Origin of the sequence: Stenotrophomonas indicatrix, from assembly GCF_050573115.1 — a bacterium.
Classification (GTDB): Bacteria; Pseudomonadota; Gammaproteobacteria; order Xanthomonadales; family Xanthomonadaceae; genus Stenotrophomonas; species Stenotrophomonas lactitubi_A.
In genome coordinates this window covers 722,561-742,572 of record NZ_JBNYZT010000001.1, presented here as the reverse complement: position 1 = coordinate 742,572, position 20,012 = coordinate 722,561, and the positions used below count along the sequence as shown (strand labels likewise).

Sequence of the window (20,012 nt, the reverse complement as noted above, 5' to 3'; positions counted from 1 at the left end):
GATCCCAATCAAGGCCAAAAACGACAGCCGAACTAGCCTTGGCGCATGGAATACAGCGTCACTGCGCGATGGATGCCGCACACGTCATGCCCTCCAGAGGGCGTGCGCGCAATGCCATTCACGACACTCTCACCCAGCGCTTGTTACCCAGACCCCTGCGGTCGCCACCCCTTCGGCAGCACTGCCGCAGTGGCAGCGACTGCGGCGCAGCCTGGGCATCAGGGACAGTGCCATTGCCCTGTTGCCTGCCACGCGCAGGCTGGCGACGGCCGTCGACGCAGTACCCGCATTTCCAGCAACGGCTCGTTGAGGTCGTGGCGGCGCACGCGCGCTGTACGGCCGGACAGCGGGAGTTTCAGTCCAGGGAGGATGCAATGCGCTTGGCGGTACTGAGTCTGGGATGTCTGGCGGCGATGGCAGCGATGCCGGTGCATGCACAGGACGACGCGCAGGCGTTGCGTCGCGAGATCGACGCGATGCGACAGACGCTGGAGAGCATGCAGCAGCGTCTGGACCAGCTTGAACAACGCGGGGAGCGTGCGGCTGCGGCTCCCGTTGCAGCGCCGTCGGCGATGCCCCCTGCATCGCAGGCGTCCACGATGGTGCCTACCGCCAGCGGCGTCCTGCACCCTACCCAGGTGCCTGGTGTGGCGCCACCTGTGCTGCCACAGCGTGAATCGGTGGCCGACCCATCAACGGCGGCCTCGCGTCCAGACAGCGCCGCAGGCCCCACCGATCCGGACCTGAAAGGCTTCTTTGCCATTCCCGGCACCGACACCGTGATCCGCATCGGCGGCTATGCCAAGCTCGATGCGATTGCGGATTCGCGCGGAGCAGGGGACGAGGATCAGTTCATTCCCTCGTCGATGCCGGTGGGCGGCAGCCATCGCGATGTTTCGAACTTCAACATCCACGCCAAGCAGACGCGTTTCAGCTTCGAGGCGCGGCGGCCAACCACGCACGGCAACCTGCGCTTCTATCTGGAGAATGACTTCTTCGGCAGCAGCGATGGCTATGAATTCCGCCTGCGCCACGCCTACGGCCAGCTTGGCAATACCTATGCAGGCTATGGCTATTCCAGTTTCATGGATCCTGACAGCCTGCCCGACACGCTGGATTTTGCTGGGCCCGGCGGCGCCGGTTATCTGCTGGTGGCCGGCATCCATCACAGCTTTGCGCTGGGCAAGGGCAACACCCTGACGCTGGCCGCGGAAGACCCGGACACCGAGCTGGCCGGCGCCAGCGATCCGATGGCGGCGGTCAATCGACTGCCGGATGTGAGTGCCATCGCGCGCATGGAGCGCGACTGGGGTCACCTGCAACTGGGCGTCGTGGCGCGCAATCTGGCCTACGACGGCGATGCCCGTCGTGACCGCATCTTTGCCGGTGGCGCGCAGTTCAGTGGCTCGGCCTCGGTGGGGGAACGCGATCTGCTGCTGTTCGGCGCGCTGGGCGGCCGCGGCCTGAGCCGCTACACCGCCGATCTCACCGGCTCCGGTCTTGACGCGGTGGTAGGTCCCGATGGGCGCATCGATGCGCTGGACCTGCATGGTGGCTTCGTCGGCTACACCCACTACTGGTCGGATCTGTGGCGCTCGAACCTGATCTACGGCCAGCTGACCCTGGAACGCAATGCAGCGCTGCCGACCGATGCGTTCCGGCAAAGCCGCTACGGCGTGTTCAACCTGATCTGGAGCCCGGCACCGTCGTGGACGATGGGCATGGAGCTGCTCTACGGGCGCCTGCAGCAGCAGAGCGGAGCGCGCGGCGACACGGTCCGGGTGCAGGGCAGCCTGCAATACAACTTCATCAAGTAGGCGCCAGCGGCAGCACGCCAGCGAAATCCGTCCCCACGCCCGGGCTCACCGGGCCAATGCCAGTACAGGAGTGTGTCATGGCACAAGCAAAGAAAATCGGGGTGGTGGGAGCCACCTTCCTTGTCGCCGGCAACATGATGGGCTCAGGGGTGTTCCTGCTGCCTTCCAGCCTGGCCAAGATCGGTACCGCCTCGATATGGGGCTGGTTGATCACCACGGCCGGTGCGTTGCTGCTGGCGTTCGTGTTCGCCAAGCTCGGCAAGCTGGCGCCCAAGGCGGGCGGCCCGTATGCGTATGCGCGCGATTGGTTCGGCCCCTACATGGGCTTCCAGACCAACACCATCTACTGGTTCGCCAACTGGATCGGCAACGTTGCCATTCCCATCGCGGCGGTGGGCTACTTCAGCTATTTCTTCCCGATCCTGTCCGAACCGCTGGTGCGCTGCATCGCGGTGCTTATCCTGGTGTGGGCGTTGAGCTTTGCCAACATGATCGGCCCGGCGTTCGTCAGCCGCGTGCAGACGGTCACCACCAGCTTCGCGCTGGTGCCGATCCTGGGCATTGCCATCTTCGGCTGGTTCTTCTTTGACGCCGACATCTTCAAGGGCGCCTACAACGTGTCCGGCGAATCGAACTTCGGTGCGATCTCCAGTGCCGCTGCGTTGACCCTGTGGGCCTTCATCGGCGTGGAGTCGGCGTCGGTGACCGCTGGTGTGGTCGAGAACCCGGAGAAGAACGTCGCCCGCGCCACCCTGGCCGGTGTGTTCCTGGCCGCCATCGCCTACATCGCCAGCTCGTCGGTGATCATGGGCATGGTGCCCAATGGTGAACTGCAGACCTCCGATGCACCGTTCGCACTGGCAGCGGCCAAGGCCGTCGGTGGCTGGGGTGGTGCGGTGGTCAGCCTGTGTGCCTTCGTCGGCGCCGCCGGCTCGCTGGGCGGCTGGATCCTGCTGACCGCGCAGAGCGCCAAGGCCGCCTCCGATGATGGCCTGTTCCCGAGCATTTTCAGCAAGACCAACAAGGACGACGTGCCGGTCAAGGGCGTGCTGATCGTGGCCGTACTGATGACGCTGGCAGTGCTGGTGACCTCCACGTCGAAGACCGCCTCGGCCCAGTTCGACGTGATCACTTCTGCGGCGGTGGTGCTGACGCTGCTGCCGTACATCTACTCGTGCGTGGCCTGCTATTTCGTGGTGGAGCGTTCGCACACGCTGGTGCATACCGGTACGTTCTGGACCCTGACCAGCCTGACGGTCGTGTACTGCCTGTGGGCGATCTACGGCTCGTCGGGAACGATCGTGCAGTACGCCTTCCTGTTCGTGCTGTTCATCACCGTGTTCTATCCCTTCTTCAGCGAGGAGCGTCGCCAGCAGCGGCAGCGTTCCCGCGAGGCGGCGGCGATTTCGTCCGGCGCCCAGCGTTCCTGAGTTAGACAAGGAGAATCAACGTGTATTTCAAGTCCCTGGATTATCCGGTCATCGTCATTGACGGTGACTACGACTCGCCGCGCATCGGCGGCATCCTCATCCGTGCGCTGGTGGAAGAACTGCGCAGCAATGACCAGCGCGTGCTGTGCGGCCTGAACCTGGATGATGCCCGTGCCGGCGCCCGCACCTACGTGGCCGCTTCGGCGGTGCTGATCTCGATTGACGGCAGCGAGGAGGTCGATGGCGAGTTCCAGCGCCTGACCGCCTTCCTGCGCGAACAGAGTGCGCGTCGCGCCAACCTGCCGGTGTTCCTGTACGGCGAGCGACGCACGATCGAGAAGGTGCCGAGCAAGCTGCTCAAGTACATCCATGGTTTCATCTTCCTGTTCGAAGACACCAAGAGCTTCATCTCGCGGCAGGTGATGCGTGCGGCTGAAGACTACATGCAGAACCTGTTGCCGCCGTTCTTCAAGGCACTGATCCGCCACGCGGCTGAGTCGAACTATTCCTGGCATACGCCGGGCCATGCCGGTGGCGTGGCCTTCACCAAGTCACCGGTCGGCCGCGCCTTCCACCAGTTCTATGGTGAGAACACGCTGCGCAGCGATCTGTCGATTTCGGTGCCGGAGCTGGGATCCCTGCTGGACCACACCGGCCCGATCAAGGACGCCGAGAACGAGGCCGCGCGCAACTTCGGTGCCGACCACACCTTCTTCGTCACCAACGGTACGTCGACCGCCAACAAGATCGTGTGGCACGGCACCGTGGCCCGCGGTGACGTGGTGTTCGTCGACCGCAATTGCCACAAGTCGCTGCTGCATTCGTTGATCATGACCGGCGCGGTGCCGGTGTATTTCACGCCCAGCCGCAATGCACACGGCATCATCGGCCCGATCAGCCTGGACCAGTTCACCCCGGAAGCGCTGCAGCAGCGCATCGCCGCCAATCCGCTGGCCAGCCAGGCCTACCAGGCCGGCTCCAAGCCGCGCATCGCGGTGGTGACCAACTCGACCTACGACGGCCTGTGCTACAACGCCGAAAAGATCGCCGATGAGATCGGCAGCGCGGTCGACTTCCTGCATTTCGATGAGGCCTGGTACGCCTATGCCGCGTTCCATCCGTTCTACGAGAACCACTACGGCATGGCCAAGGGCAAGCCGCGTGAGCAGGATGCGATCATCTTCACCACGCATTCCACCCACAAGTTGCTGGCCGCGTTCTCGCAGGCGTCGATGATCCATGTGCGCAACTCGGCCAGCCGCGATCTGGATGCCGAGCGCTTCAACGAAGCGTTCATGATGCATACCTCGACCAGCCCGCACTACGGGGTGATCGCAGCGTGCGATGTGGCTTCGAAGATGATGGAGGGTGATGCCGGTCGTTCGCTGGTGCAGGAAATGCACGACGAGGCGATTGCCTTCCGTCGGGCCATGCTGCACGTGCGCGACGATCTGGGTCGCGATGATTGGTGGTTCAGCGTATGGCAGCCGACCCAGGTCGAGCGCAGCCTGGACAAGGGCGATACACCGGCGCCGCTGGTGGCCAAGCGCGAGGAATGGTACCTGCAGCCCGATGCGCATTGGCACGGGTTCGAGAACCTGGTCGATGACTATGTGCTGATCGATCCGATCAAGGTGACCCTGCTGACGCCGGGCCTGTCGATGGACGGCAGCATGGGCAAGCTGGGCATTCCGGCAGCGGTGCTGAGCAAGTTCCTGTGGGGCCGTGGCATCACCGTCGAGAAGACCAACCTGTACTCGGTGCTGTTCCTGTTCTCGATGGGCATCACCAAGGGCAAGTGGAGCACGCTGGTCACCGAACTGATGGCGTTCAAGGAGCTGTACGACCGCAACGCGCCATTGAGCCAGGCCCTGCCGTCGCTGGCCGCCGAGTACCCCCATGCCTATGCCGGCTGGGGCCTGCGTGACCTGTGTGACGCACTGCATGCGTTCAACCAGGAGTTCGCGGTGGCCAAGGTGATGCGTGAGATGTACGTGGACCTGCCGACACCGGTGATGACCCCGGCTGATGCCTACAACCATCTGGTGAAGGGTGAGATCGAGCGGGTCGACATCGAGCAGATCAGTGGCCGTATCGCGGCGACGATGCTGGTGCCGTATCCGCCGGGCATCCCGACGATCATGCCCGGCGAGCGCTTCGGCGACCGTGACGAGCCGATCATCCAGTCGCTGCGCATCGCCCGCGAGCAGAACGCGCGCTTCCCGGGCTTCGAGTCGGATGTGCATGGCCTTATCATCGAGCGCGATGGCGACGTGCCGTCCTACAAGGTGGAGGTGCTGAAGGCCTGAGCCGGTACGGTCGGCCCTTCGGCGAACGATGGATACCGCGCGCGAGCAACGCATCCTGAAATTCTCGATCGGGGTCACCGTGGCGGTCAGTGCGGTCGGCTTCATCGGTGGCCTGCTGGTGGGATCGCAGGCCATCCTGTTCGACGGCATCTACAGTCTGGTCGACGTAGCCCTGACCCTGGTGTCGTTGTCGGTGCTGCGGCTGGTGGCGCGGGAGCATAGCCCGCGCTTCCAGTACGGCTATTGGCACCTGGAGCCGATGGTTGAGGCGCTGGGCGGAGTGATCCTGTCGTTGGCCTGCGTGTACGCGCTGGCCAACGCGGTGATTGGATTGACCACCGGCGGGCACGAAGTGAAATTCGGGCCCGCTCTGTGGTGGGCGGCGCTGCTGAGTGCCAGCAACCTGGGCATGGCCGCGTTCGTGGCCCAGCGTGCGCGCCGGTTGCAGTCGGCATTGCTGTGGCTGGACGTGCGTGGCTGGCTGCTGGGTGGATTGATGAGCCTGGCGGTGGTGCTGGCCTTCGTGTTGGCGCTGGTGCTTCATGGTGGGCAGTGGCACCACTGGGTGCCCTATCTGGATTCGATCGTGCTGGCGCTGATCAGCCTGGCGGTATTGCCAGTGCCGGCGCGCAGTGCGTGGAAGGCCATGCGTGAAGTGCTGCAGGTGGCGCCCGATGACCTGGACGAGCGCGTGCAGCAGGTGATGCAGGCGTTCGTGGCCGAGCATGGCTATGCCGGCTTCACCAGTCATGTCGCGAAGATGGGGCGCATGCGGTTCATCGAGATCCACATCCTGACCTCGCCGTCGACCCCGCTGGGCACGGTAGGCGAGGTGGATGCGATGCGCGATGAGATCGCGGTGCGGATGGACGCGCGCAGCAGCACGTTCTGGCTGACGATCGATTTCACCGCGGACCCGGCATGGACCTGATGTTGTTGCCACCGATCGTTGCGTACGGTGGGCCGCTCTGTTGCATGCAATAGGTTTGACCTCAACAGCAGTTGAGGTCGCAGACTGCATCGCATTCCCCACGAGGCATGCGGTATGAACCTGCTGACCACTCCAGACTTCAGCCATGGCCTGCTGGATCTGTTCGATCCCCCTGGCCTGCACGATCCCAGTGCCAACGGATACTCGCACGTGGCGGTGGTACGACTGCCAGCGCGTGTGATCCATATCGCCGGCCAGGGTGGCGAAGACGACCAGGGAAAGCTATCGCCCAGCTTCGAGGAGCAGGTGTCGCAGGCACTGGACAATCTGCAGACCGCACTGCGGTCGGCCCACGCGGATCTGACCGATGTTGCGCGACTGCGGATTCTGGTGGTCGATCACGATGAGGATCGCCTGGGCATCATCGCCCGCCAGGTGCGGCGGCGATGGGCCAACCGCCCGGCACCGACCTGCACGCTGATTCCGGTGCCGCGGCTGGCGTTGGACGGAATGCTGTTCGAGATCGAGGCCGAGGCCTACAGCGCCTAGCGCAGGTAGTACTCCACCGGCACCACCAGTTCCTGTGGAGCCGGGAGTTCTTCTGGAATCCGCGGTAGGGGCTGCGCCCGCCGGAATGTCTGCAGCGCGCTTTCATCCAGCATCGGCTGTCCGCTGGACTGCTCCAGGCGCAGTGCCAGCAGGTGGCCGTCGCGGTCGATGCTGACCCTGACCCATGCGGTGCCCTGTTGGCGCCGCGACCTTGCCACGGCGGGGTAATAGCGGTAACGCTCCAGCCGCGCCATCAGGCGGGCTTCCCACTGGTCGCTGGCGGCGCCGGCCTGGAAGTCTGCCGGTGGTGCGTCCGGGGCGGGCGGTGCGGCCGTGATCGATGCCGGTGCGGAACGGGCATCGGTCGCGGCCGCAGGCGGGGCCACGGGCAAGGGCTGGTAGCCGGCGCCATTTTTCTCGCTGGCGGAGAGGTTGCCTTCGGGTGCCGCCGTGGCGCGTGGCGGCGGGGGTGCTTTGCGCGCTTCGGCCGCCCGCGATTGCTGCGCCTGGCTGGGGCGCTCGGCCTGCAACTCTTCCACCGGCTGCGGGGGCGTGGCCGGTGCCAGCAGGCGCAGGCTGATGCGCACGTCCTGTTCGGGAGGCGGCAGCAGCGGCGGGGTGGACATCCAATGGACGAACAGCAATAACGGCAGCAGGTGCAGCCCGATGCTGATCGTCACCGCTTGCCAGTGCTGCCGACGCTCACTCATCGCCGACCACCCACAACAGGTCGGCGTCATCGCTCGCCACATCTTCGTCAACTGATGCCAGCGCGATCACCAGCGCTGGCGCAGAGGTCGGCAGATGGCCGGGTACGCCGGTGCCACGCAGCACATGCCAGCGACCGGCGACGAGCAGGGCGGGTGCCGGCGACTGCATCAGCACCCGTGCCATCCGCGTGTCACGTGCGTGCTGGACGGCGAGCATGCCATCGAGCATGGGCGCAGCGTCGGCGTGCTGGGCCAGCACCACCGCTGACAACCGTTGCCGCGCGCCTTCGGCCGGGAACACCACCTCGGGCGATGACGCCAGCAGCGTGTTGACGTCAGCGCGCGACAGATTGCTGCCCTGCAGGCGGATGCCGCTGTCGCTGGCGATCTGTACCAGCCCGCCATAGCGTGTCCATGGCCAGCGGGGATCCCAGTCCAGCAGTTCGGCCAACCGTTGCGATTCCGCCCGGTTGCCCTTGTCCAGCCAGCGCTGCACACGCTGCAGTCGGGGCTGGCGTTCGCTGGCGATCATCTCCAGCACCAGCGCACCCTGCGGACGCTGCTGCTGCAGTGCCTGCAACAGCCAGCGTTCGGCCGCATGGTCGGCATCGCTATCGTGACGTTCGCCGAGCAGCACGCGCTCGGCGGCGGCAACCCGCTGCACGAACGCGGCCTGATCCAGTGCCTTGCCACTGGCCAGTTCGATCACCTTGCCGGGCATCGGCTGCGCGCTGGCTGCCGCCGCCAGCGCGATCAGCCCCAGCGCCAGCCAGCGTCGGCTAGAACGCCACATTGACGCCCACCGAGACGGTACGGCCACGGCCGTTGCCGCGGTCCAGGATCGGGCTGAAGATGCTGTCGATGGAGGCGTTGTTGTCATAGGCCTTGTTCTGCAGGTTTTCGATGTTCAGCCACAGCGTGGTGTTGGCCTGTGGCTTGAAGCTGGCGTAGAAATCCAGCAGCACGCCGGTGCCACCGGTCTTGCGGGTCTGGAAGAAGTCGTAACCCTCTTCGGTGGGGCCGGAGTACTCGGCGCGCAGCCCTGCCTGCAGGCGCTGCTGCCACCAGCGGCCACCGACATCCAGCGTCCAGTAGCGGTCGGGCAGGGCGGTGATGTCTTCCAGGTTGACGAATTCGATGGCCGGCGCGCTGGTGCGCGAGCGGGTCCAGCTGAGGGTGGCGTGGTAGTGCTCGCTGGCGTAGTGCGCTTCCAGTTCCAGGCCGCGCATGCGCACCACGCCGGGATGGTTCATCCAGCGCGTGGTGGTGCTGAAGTCGTCCACGTCCAGGCTGTCGGTCCACGCGTTGAGCTGCGGGTCGCTGTCGATCGGCACCACGAACGGTTCGACTTCCGGCGGATGCACGATCAGCAGATACTGCGGCTTGATGTAGTCGCGGATGCGGTTGTCGAAGCGGGTCAGGCGCAGCTGCGCCAGGTCGCCGTCGACCAGCAGCGAGCTGGCGCTGAGGTTGGCGCCGAACTGCAGGTTGCGCGAACGCTCGCGGCGCAGGAAGGGGTTGGTGCCGACGCCGTCGGCATCGCTCATGCCTTCCAGCGGGATCTTCTCGAAGAACATTTCCTGCACGCGCGGCGGCCGCGAGGTGCGCGAGACTTCGGCAAACAGCTGCAGCCAGTCAGTGGCCTGCACCGATAGGGAGAGGCTGGGACTTAGCGCGTGCTGGGTGCGATCGACGTCGATGCCGCCGCCACCGATCTCCAGGCATTGCCCGGGGACGTCCGAACAGGTGGGGACGTGGCCACGGATGCCGTAGCGGTCCTGGCGCAGACCTGCCGACAGCGCGTAGATGTCGTACTGCAGCTCCAGCGTGGTGAATACGCTGTCGAGTTGGCTGCGCCCTTGTGGGTTGGCGCCACGCAGGGTGGGGGTATCGGCAACGAAGATGTCCGACTGGTGCTTGATGCCGGTGTTCCAGCGTGCCTGTACGGCGCCGATGTCGAAGCGGCTGGTGTTGTCCACGTTCCAGCTGCTCAGGCTGCTGTGGGTACGCCGGCCGATGTAGCTGGAATCTTCCACGGGCGGATAGAACAGCCGGGTCTTGTTGGCGGCGAAGCTGGCGCGCAGGTCGATCCAAGGCGAGTAGGGCGTGTAGTGGTAGCTGGCGCGCTGGTTGCGCGCGGAAATCTGCCAGGGATAGTTGTGGTAGAAGTCGTTTTCATAGCGCATGTGGCTCAGGTCCAGGCGGTGCTGGTCGCTGGGCTGCAGGCGCGCCTTCAGCAGCCAGCTGCTGGGCTGCTGGCTGCCGGGGTCGGCATTGTTCTTCTGGCCATGGGACGTGGCGTATTCACTGCTGCGGCTGCTGCTGGCGGCGGCCAGCAGGCCGAACTGGCGATCGCCACCGTCTTCGCTGTGGCGCCAGGCGCCGGCGAAGGTACGTCCACTGCCATAGCCGTTGTTGCCATGCCGATAGCCTGCACGCAGACCCCAGTCGCGGCCGTCGGAGACCAGGTCTTCGATGTCCAGGGTGCGGAAGTTGGCACTGCCGGCCAGCGTGCCGGCACCATCGCCACCGCTGACCGCGCCGCGCTGTACGTCGACGCCTGCCAGCAGGAACGGGTCCACGTAGGCGAACGGGCCGCCCGAGCCATGGCCGGCGTTGTTGCGGAAGGTCTGGGTGACGCCGTCGATCATGGTGTTGACCCGGCCTGCGCCGGCCATGCCGCGGATGTTGACCTGCAGGCCGGGCTGGCTGCGCGAGTGGAAGCTGTGGGTGCCGGGCATCGAGCGCAGCAGGCTGTTGCCGTCCTGACGCTCGGCCATGGCGACCCGTTCGCTGCCGATCTTCGGCGCGAAACCATCCTGCGTGGCGGGAACGTACTGGCTCGCCCCGGTACCCGGTGCAATGGCATGGGCGGTGCGCCCCTGCACGCGCAGCGGGCCGGTCTGGCGGCTGCCATCGTCGGTGCTGGCCGGGGCCGGTTCGAGAGTGGCACGGCGTGCATCAACGAAACGCGCGCGCAGGCCGCTGCCGGCCAGCAGCCGTGCCAATGCCTGGGTGTCGTCGAAGCCACCCTGCAGGGCGGGTGCGCTCTGGTTGCCCGGCAGGGCACGGCCGATCACCAGATCGACGCCGCTGAGGCGGCTGTAGGCGTCCAGTGCGGTAACCAGCGGTTGGGCAGGAATGTCGTAGCGGCGCGTTGCGCTGGTCTGTGCCTGCGCGGTGGCAGCAAGCACGGGGGCGATACCGGCGCAGGCAAGAGACAGTGAAAGAACAAGGGGGCGTTGGGACAGCATCGGGGGCTCCAGGGAGTGACGCAGTGCGTCGTCACCTTGGGAAGACGCGGCAACGGACCGGATGTCAGGGTCGATGCGTTCAGCGCGCATCGGACGAGGCCTTCGCCGGCAGCCACACCTGCAGGTTGGGTCCGATACGGACAACGCGCACGTGCAACTCGGCGGCCAGCTGGTCGCGGCTGCGCGCGGCCGTATCGGCGTCGGCCAGCACCGTGACTGACTGCTGCCGCAGTGCGTCGCCGGCGATCCAGGTATGGCCGCCGTGCCAGCGATCCAGATCCTGGACGACGTCAGCCAGTGGCGCGGAGATCCAGGCCAGCCGGCGTTCGCGCCATGCCAGCTGCGCTGGGGCTGCTGCAAGCGTGGACGAGGGTGCCGTGCCATCGAAGCGCAGCTGCTGGCCGGCGGCTGCTTCGCTGCTGCCCGTGCCACTGTCCACGCGTACCTGGTGTTCGGTGACGGTCACTACGCTGGCATCGCCGTTGACCGCGATATCGAAGGCAGTACCCACCGCTGTGACCGTACCGTGCGGTGTATGCACCTGGAACGGGCGGTCGCGATCAGGTGCGACCTGGAACCAGGCCTGGCCGTGCCGCAGCTGCAACGCACGCCGGTTGGCATCGATGCGCACGCCCAGTTCGCTGTCCGGCGAGAGCTGCAGGCGTGAACCGTCCTGCAGGCGTATGTCTTCGATCTCGCCAGATGCCGTGCGCAATGTCTGTTCCGGCAGGGGGGCGTTGTGCCGGGTGTAGAGGCCGAGCGCACACAGCAGCAGCACGGCGATGCCGGCTTCGCGCAGGCGCCGGCGCTGGCGACGCTGCTGTTGCCGTTGCAGGCTCGGCAGTGCTGCACCTGCCTGCCACAACTGCAACAGGTGCTGGTACTGCGCCGCGTGGCGTGGATCAGCCTCGTACCACTGGGTGAAGGCAGCTTCGTCGCGCTGTTCGTCGTGCACATGCAGCCACCAGCGCGCTGCTTCGCGGGCAATCGGATCCTGGCTCATGTGGCGGGCACCTGCTGCAGGGCCACCAGCGCGCGCAGCAGATGACCATGCGCGGTCTGCCTGCTGATGCCGAGCTGGCGGCCGATGTCGGCCAGGCTGCACTGCTCGACGCGCGCCAGCAGGAACACCTCGCGCGAGCGCGGCGGCAGGGCGGCGATGATCGCATCGAGGTGACGCAGTTGTTCGGCATCGAGCAGGCATTGCTCGGGCAACGGGGCGGGATCGGCGATGGCCTGCAGCTGCGCGTCGTCCAATGCCTCTTCGCGACGCCGCTGGATCAGGCGATAGTGGTCGGCGATCAGGTTGTGGGCAACGCGATACAGGTAGGCGCGGCCATTGTTGAGCAGGCCGCTGGCGGCGACTTTGACGACACGCAGCCAGGTTTCCTGGACGACATCATCGGCGTCACTGCGTTGTGGGAGTTTGCGACGGACGTGGGCGTGCAGCGGCCGGTAATGGGCGGCGCACAGCTGCGCGACATCCGTCGATTCGACAGGCGTGGGCACGGGGCGGGCGAAGGCTGGGGAAGGGAACAGCCCGCGGCGGCAAGGGCAGCGGCATCACCTTACAGTAAAAGAGAATCATTTGCATCCGGGCGCCATTGCTGGAGTTGGACGCAGGTTGCCTGCAACGCGCGGGGAACGTCGATCAATGCGACAGTTCCGCCAGCGCGGTGCCGCGATAGTCGCAGTGGATCTGCAGGCTCTCCGTGGCGTTGGGGTGCAGATCGAAGCCGCACCGCTGCAGCGCATCCTTGGCCGCTGCAACGGCTTCGGCATGGCGGCTGACGCGCTGCTGCTGCCAGCGCAGTGGAGTGAACACGCCCAGTGGAAGTAAACGCACGCGCCTGCCATGCACGACCAGCGAGACATCCACATGGCGCCCATCCAGGTCGTGGCCATTGGCGCCGAAGATGGCGTCGATCTCATCATGGCGATGCCGATAGCAGCATCGGAACACGGCGATGCCCAGCCGCCGGACCAGGCGCCGGAATCCGCCCAGCTGTCCCTGGCCGCATTCGAAGCCACGGGTGACCAGCAGACACAGCGTGGACGGCAGCAGTGCCTGCGCTTCGAGCAGGCGCTGCAGGACCTCGGCCTCGAGGATGACCTGTGACGCGGGCCAGCGTGGGGCAATGCGCAGGCCGTCGATGGTGCCGCGTGACAGTTTCAACATGCGTGAAGCTTCGCATGGGAGTGGGTAGCCGAGTAGTGCCGGCCAGCGGCCGGCACTACCAGTACGATGGTCAGAGATCGCGGTATTGGATCTGCGCGGCCAGCACGCGCAGGCCATCGGCGGTGCTGGAGAGGATGCGCTCTTCGCCGATGCCCTTCTGCCGTTGCAGGGTGAAGCCTTCGGCAGCGGGCAGGCGTGCGGCGATGGCATCGATGTGTTGCAGCGCGTTGGGGCCGTCGCAGTCGAAATGGCCGCAATGGATGCCGTTGTGCTGGATGGTCAGGCGGTAATGCATGGGCGGGTCTCCGGCAGGTCGTGCAGCCACTGGTGGAACATCGCGGTCGCCGCGGCGGCGAGAGGCCCGCCATAGCGACGGGCCTGCGTGCGCAGGTCGACGGGATCGATGCCGGCCTCGGCCAGTTCCAGCGCGTGGCCGATCAGCCAGCGATCGAACTGGCGAGCGTCCAGTTCGGGATGACACTGCAGGGCGAGGGCGTGGTGGCCGATGGCGAAGGCCTGGTGGCGACAGGCGGGCGTGCTGGCGAGGCGCCGCGCGCCCACCGGCAGTTCGAAGGCTTCGCCATGCCAGTGCAGCACCGGGATGCCTTGCAACGCCTGCAATGGCGAGCGCTGGCCCTCATCGGTGAGCAGCAGCGGTGCGAACCCAATTTCCTTGCCACCGGTGGGGGCGACGCCAGCGTGCAGGGCGCGCGCCATCAACTGGGCGCCGAGACAGATGCCGAGCGTCGGTCGCTGCTGCTGCAGCCGACGCTGCAGCAACGCGATGCTGTCGGCGAGGAACGGATAGGCAGCTCCATCGTTGACGCTGATCGGACCACCCAGCACCACCAGCAGATCGGCATCTTCGGCGGCGTCGAGTGCATCCACGCCTGCCTGCAGGACCTTTACCTGCCATCCTTGCGCGAGCAGCAGCGGCTGCAGGGTGCCAAGATCTTCAAAGGCCACGTGCTGCAGGGCAACGGCGCGCTTCATGCCGGTGCTCCCGGGGTGGGCCAGTAGAAGCTGTCGGGCGTGGAGCGTGCACCGAAGATCGCCTGGCCGACACGGACGACGGTGGCGCCTTCCTCGATGGCGACTTCAAAATCACCGGACATGCCCATCGACAGCTGCGACAGGTCGAGTCCAGCCGGCGCCGTCTGCTGCAGCTGGTCGCGCAGCCCGCGCAGGCGCACGAAGCAGGCGCGCACGCGTTCCACCTCGGGGGTGAAGATGGCCAGGGTCATCAGGCCACGCACGCGCAGGCGGTCGAAGGCAGGCAGCTGCTGCACGAAGTCGGCCACCGCGGTGGGTTCCAGGCCGTATTTGCTGGGCTCGGCCGAGGTGTTGACCTGTACGAACACATCCAGTGTGCGGTCCTCCTGCAGCAGCCGCTGCTGCAGTGCCTCGGCCACGCGCAGGCTGTCCAGCGCCTGGAACTCGCTGGCGAAACGTGCGACGTAGCGGGCCTTGTTGGTCTGCAGGTGGCCAATGACCGACCAGTGCACGCCAAGGTCGGCCATGGCCTCGGCCTTGCGCTGCGCCTCCTGCACCTTGTTTTCGCCCAGCTGGTGACAACCGGCGGCTACGGCCATGCGGATGCGCGCTTCATCGACGGTCTTGCTGACCGGCAGCAGGCGCACGCTGGCCGGATCACGACCGGCGCGGGCACAGGCGTTGGCGATGCGCTGGCGCACGGTGGCCAGGTTGGCGGCGATCTGTTCGACGGACTGGGCGGCGGGCCAGTCGGCGGGGGCGAGGGACATGGGGCACCTCCGGTGCGGGGTGGCCAGGGTGGGATACACTGGCACAGGACAAGATATAGTTTGGCATAGGACAAAATGAAAATCACCGGGAGCAGCGCCGAAGCGATCTTCGACAGCATCCGCGAGGGCATCGGTAGTGGCCATCTGGCGGCGGGCAGCGTGCTGCCACCGGTGCGGGATCTGGCCGATCAGCTGGGGGTCAACCGCAATACCGTGGCCGCCGCCTACAAGCGGCTGGATGCGGCAGGCTTGGCCAGTACGGCAGGGCGTCGCGGCACCGTGGTGCGCGGCCTGCCGGCGACGATGGCACGCGAGGGCAGTGCACCGGGGCTGGCCCTGCATGATCTGGCCGGCGGCAATCCGGATCCACGCTGCCTGCCCAGCCTGCGCGTGGCTGCAACGGCCTCGCGCCTGTATGGGGTGGAGACGGTCGATCCACGCATGCAACGTCTGGCACGGGCCTCGCTGGATGCCGATTGCCCGCTGGACTATGCGCTGGAACTGACCCATGGCGCGGTCGATGGCATCGAGCGCCTGCTGTCGGCGTGGCTGCTGCCGGGGGACCGCATCGCAGTGGAGGATCCCTGTTTCCTGGGCAGCCTCAATGTACTCGGTGCGGCCGGGCACGCGCCGTTGCCGGTGGCGGTGGATGCGCACGGCATGCAGGTGGAATCGCTGCGGCAGGCGTTGGATGCAGGCGCACGTGCGGTGCTGCTGACCCCGCGCGCGCACAATCCCACCGGTGCCAGCCTGGATGCGAAGCGCGCACGTGCGCTGCGCCAGTTGCTGGTCGGTTATCCGCAGGTGGCGGTGCTGATTGACGATCACTACGCGCTGCTCTCGCAGCAGGCCTATCACTCGGTGTTGCCGATGGATGGTCGGCGTTGGGCGTTGCTGCGTTCGTTGTCCAAGGCATTGGGCCCGGACCTGCGCGTGGCCTGGTTGGCCTGCGATGGGCAGACCGCGGCGCGCCTGCGCCTGCGCTTGGCGGCGGGCACCGGCTGGGTCAGCCATCTGTTGCAGGATGCGGTCAGTGCGGTATTGGAGTCAGCGCAGCAACGGGCGAAGGTCGCTGCGGCCGGTGAGCGCTACCAGCAGCGGCTGCAGGGTCTGCAGGCGCTGTTGCAGGCGCGCGGGCTGCCGACACCCTTGCCGATGGAAGGCTTGAATCTGTGGCTGCCGTTGCCGGCCGACAGCACGCCGCAGGTGCTGGCGCTGGCGGCGCGTGGCTGGCATGTGCGCGGGGGTGAAGTGTTTGCGGTGGCTGCTCCGGCGCATGGGTTGCGCATCACCTGTGCGGCACTCGGCCCGCCGCAGCAACGGCGATTGGCCGATGACCTGGCGGCGGTGATGCGCTGACGGTGTGCGCTCAGGGTGCGGCGCTGGCGCCGGGTCGCACGTAGTAGGACTGGCCGCTGTCGTCGAGGAACACCAGCTCCGGCTTTCCCTGCCAGGAACTCAGCATGGCGCCGGTGTTGTTCTGGTGCTTGACCATCAGGCTGGCACCGCGGTCCGGGTTGGCGACCACTTTGAAGACTTCCGTGGTGCCGGTCGCATCGTCAAGCGTCAGCAGGGCTTCGCCACCTTGGTCGCTGGTGCCGTAGCCGCCGCGCTCGGAACCATCGGGGCCGAGCAGGATCAGGCCGGACAGGGCGTTGGCACGCGGCCCCTGCGGGCGGCCTTGGCTGAGGGGCTCGGGGACCGGTGCGCCGAGGATCACCCGTGGCTGGCCGCTGGCATCGTGGATGATCAAGCCGCGCGCTTCGATCACGCGTTGCGGTGATTGGCTGCGATGCAGGTTCCAGGCGGTCCAGCCGGAAACGATCAACGCGAGTGTGGCGACCACCAGGGTGGTCAGGGTCAGGGCACGAGCCATTGTGTATTCCTTCCTTGGACGTGACCGACGATAGCGGAATCCGGTCGGTCGTGGCCAGTTCGTTGTGTGACGGTGTGTACCGTCAATGGAAGTCGCGGCTGTGGCTGCGCAGTCCCTGCAGCAGTTCGTCCAGGCAATGCATGCGCTGCACGATCACATGCTGTACGCCATCCACGCGTTCCAGTCGGCCGTCGATCTGCATCAGCTGCGTATCTACCAGGATGTGGTGCTGGCGGTCGGCCAGATGTCGCCAGACCACGGCGTTGACCATGCCGGTTTCATCTTCCAGAGTAAGGAAGGTGACGCCGCTGGCGGTCTGCGGGCGCTGGCGCATGCGCACCAGACCGGCGATGCGTACGCGCCGGCCATGGCCGTGGTTGGCCAGCTGCGCGGCATCCAGGCAACCGCGGGTTCGCAGCTGCGCACGCAGGAACGACATTGGATGACGGCCGAGGGTGGTGCCGGTGCTGCGGTAATCGGCCTGCATGTCTTCCCAGGCGCTGGGCAGGGGCAGGGCCACGCGTGCTTCGGCAGTGGCGCGGGCCTGGTCGAACAACGGCAGGCGGTTCTCCACGCCGGAGATATCCCAGCGTGCACGATGGCGATGGCCGCTGAGGCCTCGCAGGGCACCGGCATCGGCAAGCAGGCCCTGCTGGCGGCGATCCAGTGCGGTGCGCTGGCAGAGGTCGCCGACATCGTCGAATGGGCGCCGCGCGCGTTCGCGCATGATGACCTGCGCGGCCGGTTCGCTGCAGCCATCGACCAGGCGCAGGCCGAGGCGGATCGCCGCCGCGCCTTTGCTGAAGTCCAACGTGCAGTCCCAGTCGCTGTGGCGCACGTCCACCGGCAGCACGCTGATGCCATGCCGACGCGCGTCCTGCAGCAGCTGGTCGGGGCTGTAGAAGCCCAGCGGTTGGCTGTTGATCAGGCTGGCGGCGAACGCGGCTGGGTGATGGCACTTCAGCCAGCAGCTGGCATAGGTGAGCAGGGCGAAGCTGGCGGCATGGCTTTCCGGGAAACCGTAATCGCCGAAGCCCTTGATCTGTTCGAACAGGTGCTCGCCGTATTCCAGGCTGAAGCCGTTTTTCAGCATGCCTGTCAGCAGCTTTTCGCGATGGGGCTCCAGGCCGCCACGACGTTTCCAGGCGGCCATCGAGCGGCGCAGGGCATCGGCTTCACCGGCGGTGTAGTTGGCCGCATCCACCGCCAGCTGCATCACCTGTTCCTGGAACAAGGGCACGCCCAGAGTGCGCGCGAACACGCGTTCCAGTCGCGCTGGATACAACGGGTTGTCCGGGTCATTCAACGCATCCGGGCCTTGTTCACGCAGGATCCGCCGACGTTCCAGGTAGGGATGGACCATGTCGCCCTGGATCGGACCGGGGCGCACGATGGCTACTTCGATCACCAGATCGTAGAACTCGCGTGGCTGCATGCGGGGCAGCATCGCCATCTGAGCGCGCGATTCGATCTGGAACACGCCGATGGTGTCGGCGGCGCAGATCATGTCGTAGGTCGGTTTGTCATCGTCCTCGATTGCATCCATGCGTCCACTGTGCAGACCGTGCTGCTGCAACATCGCCAGGCATTTGCGGATGGCGGTGAGCATGCCCAGCGCCAGGCAGTCGACCTTCATCAGGCCGGTGGCGTCCAGGTCGTCCTTGTCCCACTGGATGACGGTGCGGTCGGCCATCGCCGCGTTCTCCACCGGCACCAGCGTCGACAGCGGATGCTCGGAAATCACGAAACCGCCCGGATGCTGCGACAGATGGCGCGGAAAATCGATCAGCTCGGCGGTCAATGCCAGCAACCGGCGCATCAACGGTGTTTCCGGATCGAAGCCGCGCTCGCGCAGGGTTTCCGGCAGCGGAATGTTGCCGCCCCAATGATCCATTGCCGCGCCCAGTTCGTTGACCTGGTCCATCGGCAGGCCCAGCGCACGGGCGACATCGCGGATCGCGCTGCGGCCACGGTAGCTGATCGCCACCGCAGTCAACGCGGCACGCTCGCGGCCATAGCGGTTGAACACGTACTGCAGCACTTCCTCGCGACGCTCATGCTCGAAGTCGATGTCGATGTCCGGTGGTTCATCACGCTCTGCGGAAATGAAGCGCTCGAACAGCAGGTTGCTGCGCGCCGGGTCGATCTCGGTCACGCCCAGTACGAAACACACCGCCGAATTGGCAGCCGAGCCACGGCCCTGGCAGAGGATGTCCTGGCTGCGGGCGAAGCGCACGATGTCCTGCACGGTGAGGAAATAGGAGGCGTATTGCTTCTGCTTGATCAGCGCCAGTTCGTGTTCGATCTGTTTGCGCTGGGCGGGCTCGATGCCCTTCTTCCAGCGCCACGGAATGCCGCGCTCGACCAGCACGCGCAGCCAGCTGTCCGGGTCGTGGCCCTCAGGCACCAGTTCGCGCGGGTAGGTGTATTTCAGCTGGTCCAGGGTGAAGTGGCAGCGTTCGGCGATGCGCAGGGTTTCAGCCAGCAGTTCGGGCGGATACAGCTGGGCAAGTGCGGTGCGCGGGCGCAGATGGCGCTCGCCATTGGCAAACAGACGCCAGCCGGCCTCGGCCACGCTGCAGCGGTGGCGGATCGCAGTCAGCGTGTCCTGCAGGGCGCGGCGCCGGCGCACGTGCATGTGCACGTCGCCACTGGCGACCAGCGGTAGCTGGTGGCGTTCGCCGAAGGCCTGCAGCTGTTGCAGCCGGCGCGTGTCGTCGTGTTCGTGATGCAGCTCTACGGCCAGCCACAGGCGTTGCGGAAAACAATGGCGCAGCAGATCCAGTTCGGTGGCCGCCGGTTGCCGGTCCAGCCACAGGCACAGCAGGCCCTCGGGGAGTCCATGCAGATCCTCGCGCAGGCAGCGGTATTCGCCCTTGGCCGCCCGCCGCCGGCAGGTGGTGATCAGCTGGCACAGCCCCGCATAGGCGGCTTGGTCGGTGCACAGCAGGGCCAGTTTCGGCCCGTCTTCAACCTGGAATTCAGCGCCGACAATCAGTGCCACGCCGTGTGTCTTCGCCGCCTGCCACGCGCGCACGATGCCGGCCAACGAGCACTCGTCGGTGATCGCCAACGCGCGATAGCCCTGTCCGGCAGCGCGTGCGAACAGCTCCTCGGCGATGGAGGCACCACGCTGGAAACTGAAGGCCGACAGGCAATGCAGTTCAGCGTACCCGGGTAGATCGATGTGCATG

General features: G+C 66.3%; 17 protein-coding genes. 6 read left to right on the top strand and 11 right to left on the bottom strand.

The genetic code is table 11. From position 1 onward, the window contains the following. Positions 1-374 precede the first annotated feature (374 nt). The 5 genes from ACQ5SA_RS03265 to ACQ5SA_RS03245 all read left to right on the top strand — a co-directional run bounded on the left by ACQ5SA_RS03265 (position 375) and on the right by ACQ5SA_RS03245 (position 7,036). Positions 375-1,817: a DcaP family trimeric outer membrane transporter gene (locus tag ACQ5SA_RS03265; RefSeq protein ID WP_499312646.1), complete on the top strand. Its 1,443-nt coding sequence runs from the start codon at positions 375-377 to the stop codon at positions 1,815-1,817. Positions 1,818-1,894: 77 nt separating this feature from the next. Beyond that, positions 1,895-3,247 carry an arginine/agmatine antiporter gene (adiC, locus tag ACQ5SA_RS03260; RefSeq protein ID WP_499312644.1) on the top strand — a complete coding sequence of 451 codons (1,353 nt, stop codon included), beginning with the start codon at positions 1,895-1,897 and terminating at the stop codon, positions 3,245-3,247. Between the two features lie 20 nt (positions 3,248-3,267). Then, complete coding sequence (locus ACQ5SA_RS03255; RefSeq protein ID WP_499312643.1) at positions 3,268-5,556, top strand: Orn/Lys/Arg family decarboxylase; 2,289 nt, start codon at positions 3,268-3,270, stop codon at positions 5,554-5,556. Positions 5,557-5,584: 28 nt separating this feature from the next. Beyond that, positions 5,585-6,487, top strand: coding sequence for a cation diffusion facilitator family transporter (locus tag ACQ5SA_RS03250; protein ID WP_313445893.1), 903 nt, complete (start codon positions 5,585-5,587; stop codon positions 6,485-6,487). A 114-nt stretch (positions 6,488-6,601) separates the two neighbouring features. Then, a complete protein-coding gene (locus ACQ5SA_RS03245; protein WP_230110400.1) occupies positions 6,602-7,036 on the top strand; it encodes a RidA family protein in 435 nt (144 codons plus the stop codon). On the opposite strand, the gene ACQ5SA_RS03240 is transcribed toward ACQ5SA_RS03245, so the two are convergent. The 9 genes from ACQ5SA_RS03240 to ACQ5SA_RS03200 form a co-directional block, all read right to left on the bottom strand. Then, a complete protein-coding gene (locus tag ACQ5SA_RS03240; protein ID WP_499312640.1) occupies positions 7,033-7,746 on the bottom strand; it encodes an energy transducer TonB family protein in 714 nt (237 codons plus the stop codon). The two genes, ACQ5SA_RS03245 and ACQ5SA_RS03240, sit on opposite strands and share 4 nt — an antisense overlap. Beyond that, entirely contained in the window at positions 7,739-8,539 is an 801-nt protein-coding gene (locus tag ACQ5SA_RS03235) for a ChaN family lipoprotein (protein WP_499312638.1), read from the bottom strand. The genes ACQ5SA_RS03240 and ACQ5SA_RS03235 overlap by 8 nt, the downstream gene beginning before the upstream one ends. After that, complete coding sequence (locus ACQ5SA_RS03230; protein WP_499312637.1) at positions 8,526-11,000, bottom strand: TonB-dependent receptor; 2,475 nt, start codon at positions 10,998-11,000, stop codon at positions 8,526-8,528. Before ACQ5SA_RS03230 ends, ACQ5SA_RS03235 begins: the two co-directional genes overlap by 14 nt. A gap of 79 nt (positions 11,001-11,079) precedes the next feature. Next, a complete protein-coding gene (locus tag ACQ5SA_RS03225; RefSeq protein WP_499312636.1) occupies positions 11,080-12,003 on the bottom strand; it encodes a FecR family protein in 924 nt (307 codons plus the stop codon). Then, positions 12,000-12,509 carry an RNA polymerase sigma factor gene (locus ACQ5SA_RS03220; protein ID WP_353098352.1) on the bottom strand — a complete coding sequence of 170 codons (510 nt, stop codon included), beginning with the start codon at positions 12,507-12,509 and terminating at the stop codon, positions 12,000-12,002. The genes ACQ5SA_RS03225 and ACQ5SA_RS03220 overlap by 4 nt, the downstream gene beginning before the upstream one ends. Positions 12,510-12,651: 142 nt before the next feature. After that, positions 12,652-13,179, bottom strand: coding sequence for a hypothetical protein (locus tag ACQ5SA_RS03215; protein WP_230110393.1), 528 nt, complete (start codon positions 13,177-13,179; stop codon positions 12,652-12,654). Positions 13,180-13,249: 70 nt separating this feature from the next. Then, positions 13,250-13,474: a hypothetical protein gene (locus ACQ5SA_RS03210; protein WP_312787415.1), complete on the bottom strand. Its 225-nt coding sequence runs from the start codon at positions 13,472-13,474 to the stop codon at positions 13,250-13,252. Continuing rightward, positions 13,459-14,172: a glutamine amidotransferase gene (locus tag ACQ5SA_RS03205; protein ID WP_312787417.1), complete on the bottom strand. Its 714-nt coding sequence runs from the start codon at positions 14,170-14,172 to the stop codon at positions 13,459-13,461. Before ACQ5SA_RS03205 ends, ACQ5SA_RS03210 begins: the two co-directional genes overlap by 16 nt. Beyond that, complete coding sequence (locus ACQ5SA_RS03200; protein WP_499312633.1) at positions 14,169-14,942, bottom strand: YggS family pyridoxal phosphate-dependent enzyme; 774 nt, start codon at positions 14,940-14,942, stop codon at positions 14,169-14,171. The genes ACQ5SA_RS03205 and ACQ5SA_RS03200 overlap by 4 nt, the downstream gene beginning before the upstream one ends. A 75-nt stretch (positions 14,943-15,017) precedes the next feature. On the opposite strand from ACQ5SA_RS03200, the gene ptsJ reads away from it, so the two are divergent. Beyond that, complete coding sequence (gene ptsJ / locus ACQ5SA_RS03195) at positions 15,018-16,301, top strand: MocR-like B6 salvage transcription factor PtsJ (RefSeq protein ID WP_499312631.1); 1,284 nt, start codon at positions 15,018-15,020, stop codon at positions 16,299-16,301. A 10-nt stretch (positions 16,302-16,311) separates the two neighbouring features. On the opposite strand, the gene ACQ5SA_RS03190 is transcribed toward ptsJ, so the two are convergent. Next, the gene (locus tag ACQ5SA_RS03190) at positions 16,312-16,818 is read right to left on the bottom strand and encodes a hypothetical protein (protein WP_353098355.1); all 507 of its coding nucleotides are present in this window, start codon (positions 16,816-16,818) and stop codon (positions 16,312-16,314) included. A gap of 82 nt (positions 16,819-16,900) precedes the next feature. After that, positions 16,901-20,011 carry an error-prone DNA polymerase gene (locus tag ACQ5SA_RS03185; protein WP_312787537.1) on the bottom strand — a complete coding sequence of 1,037 codons (3,111 nt, stop codon included), beginning with the start codon at positions 20,009-20,011 and terminating at the stop codon, positions 16,901-16,903. Position 20,012: the final 1 nt, after the last annotated feature.

Excerpts from the sequence above, each read along its gene's own strand:
- ACQ5SA_RS03235 (WP_499312638.1), bottom strand. The coding sequence starts at position 8,539 with ATGTGGCGTTCTAGCCGACGCTGGCTGGCGCTGGGGCTGATCGCGCTG.
- ACQ5SA_RS03205 (WP_312787417.1), bottom strand. The coding sequence starts at position 14,172 with ATGAAGCGCGCCGTTGCCCTGCAGCACGTGGCCTTTGAAGATCTTGGC.
- ACQ5SA_RS03225 (WP_499312636.1), bottom strand. The coding sequence starts at position 12,003 with ATGAGCCAGGATCCGATTGCCCGCGAAGCAGCGCGCTGGTGGCTGCAT.
- ACQ5SA_RS03185 (WP_312787537.1), bottom strand. The coding sequence starts at position 20,011 with ATGCACATCGATCTACCCGGGTACGCTGAACTGCATTGCCTGTCGGCC.
- ACQ5SA_RS03190 (WP_353098355.1), bottom strand. The coding sequence starts at position 16,818 with ATGGCTCGTGCCCTGACCCTGACCACCCTGGTGGTCGCCACACTCGCG.
- ACQ5SA_RS03245 (WP_230110400.1), top strand. The coding sequence starts at position 6,602 with ATGAACCTGCTGACCACTCCAGACTTCAGCCATGGCCTGCTGGATCTG.
- ACQ5SA_RS03250 (WP_313445893.1), top strand. The coding sequence starts at position 5,585 with ATGGATACCGCGCGCGAGCAACGCATCCTGAAATTCTCGATCGGGGTC.
- ACQ5SA_RS03265 (WP_499312646.1), top strand. The coding sequence starts at position 375 with ATGCGCTTGGCGGTACTGAGTCTGGGATGTCTGGCGGCGATGGCAGCG.
- ACQ5SA_RS03230 (WP_499312637.1), bottom strand. The coding sequence starts at position 11,000 with ATGCTGTCCCAACGCCCCCTTGTTCTTTCACTGTCTCTTGCCTGCGCC.
- ACQ5SA_RS03200 (WP_499312633.1), bottom strand. The coding sequence starts at position 14,942 with ATGTCCCTCGCCCCCGCCGACTGGCCCGCCGCCCAGTCCGTCGAACAG.
- adiC (WP_499312644.1), top strand. The coding sequence starts at position 1,895 with ATGGCACAAGCAAAGAAAATCGGGGTGGTGGGAGCCACCTTCCTTGTC.
- ACQ5SA_RS03210 (WP_312787415.1), bottom strand. The coding sequence starts at position 13,474 with ATGCATTACCGCCTGACCATCCAGCACAACGGCATCCATTGCGGCCAT.
- ptsJ (WP_499312631.1), top strand. The coding sequence starts at position 15,018 with ATGAAAATCACCGGGAGCAGCGCCGAAGCGATCTTCGACAGCATCCGC.
- ACQ5SA_RS03240 (WP_499312640.1), bottom strand. The coding sequence starts at position 7,746 with ATGAGTGAGCGTCGGCAGCACTGGCAAGCGGTGACGATCAGCATCGGG.
- ACQ5SA_RS03215 (WP_230110393.1), bottom strand. The coding sequence starts at position 13,179 with ATGTTGAAACTGTCACGCGGCACCATCGACGGCCTGCGCATTGCCCCA.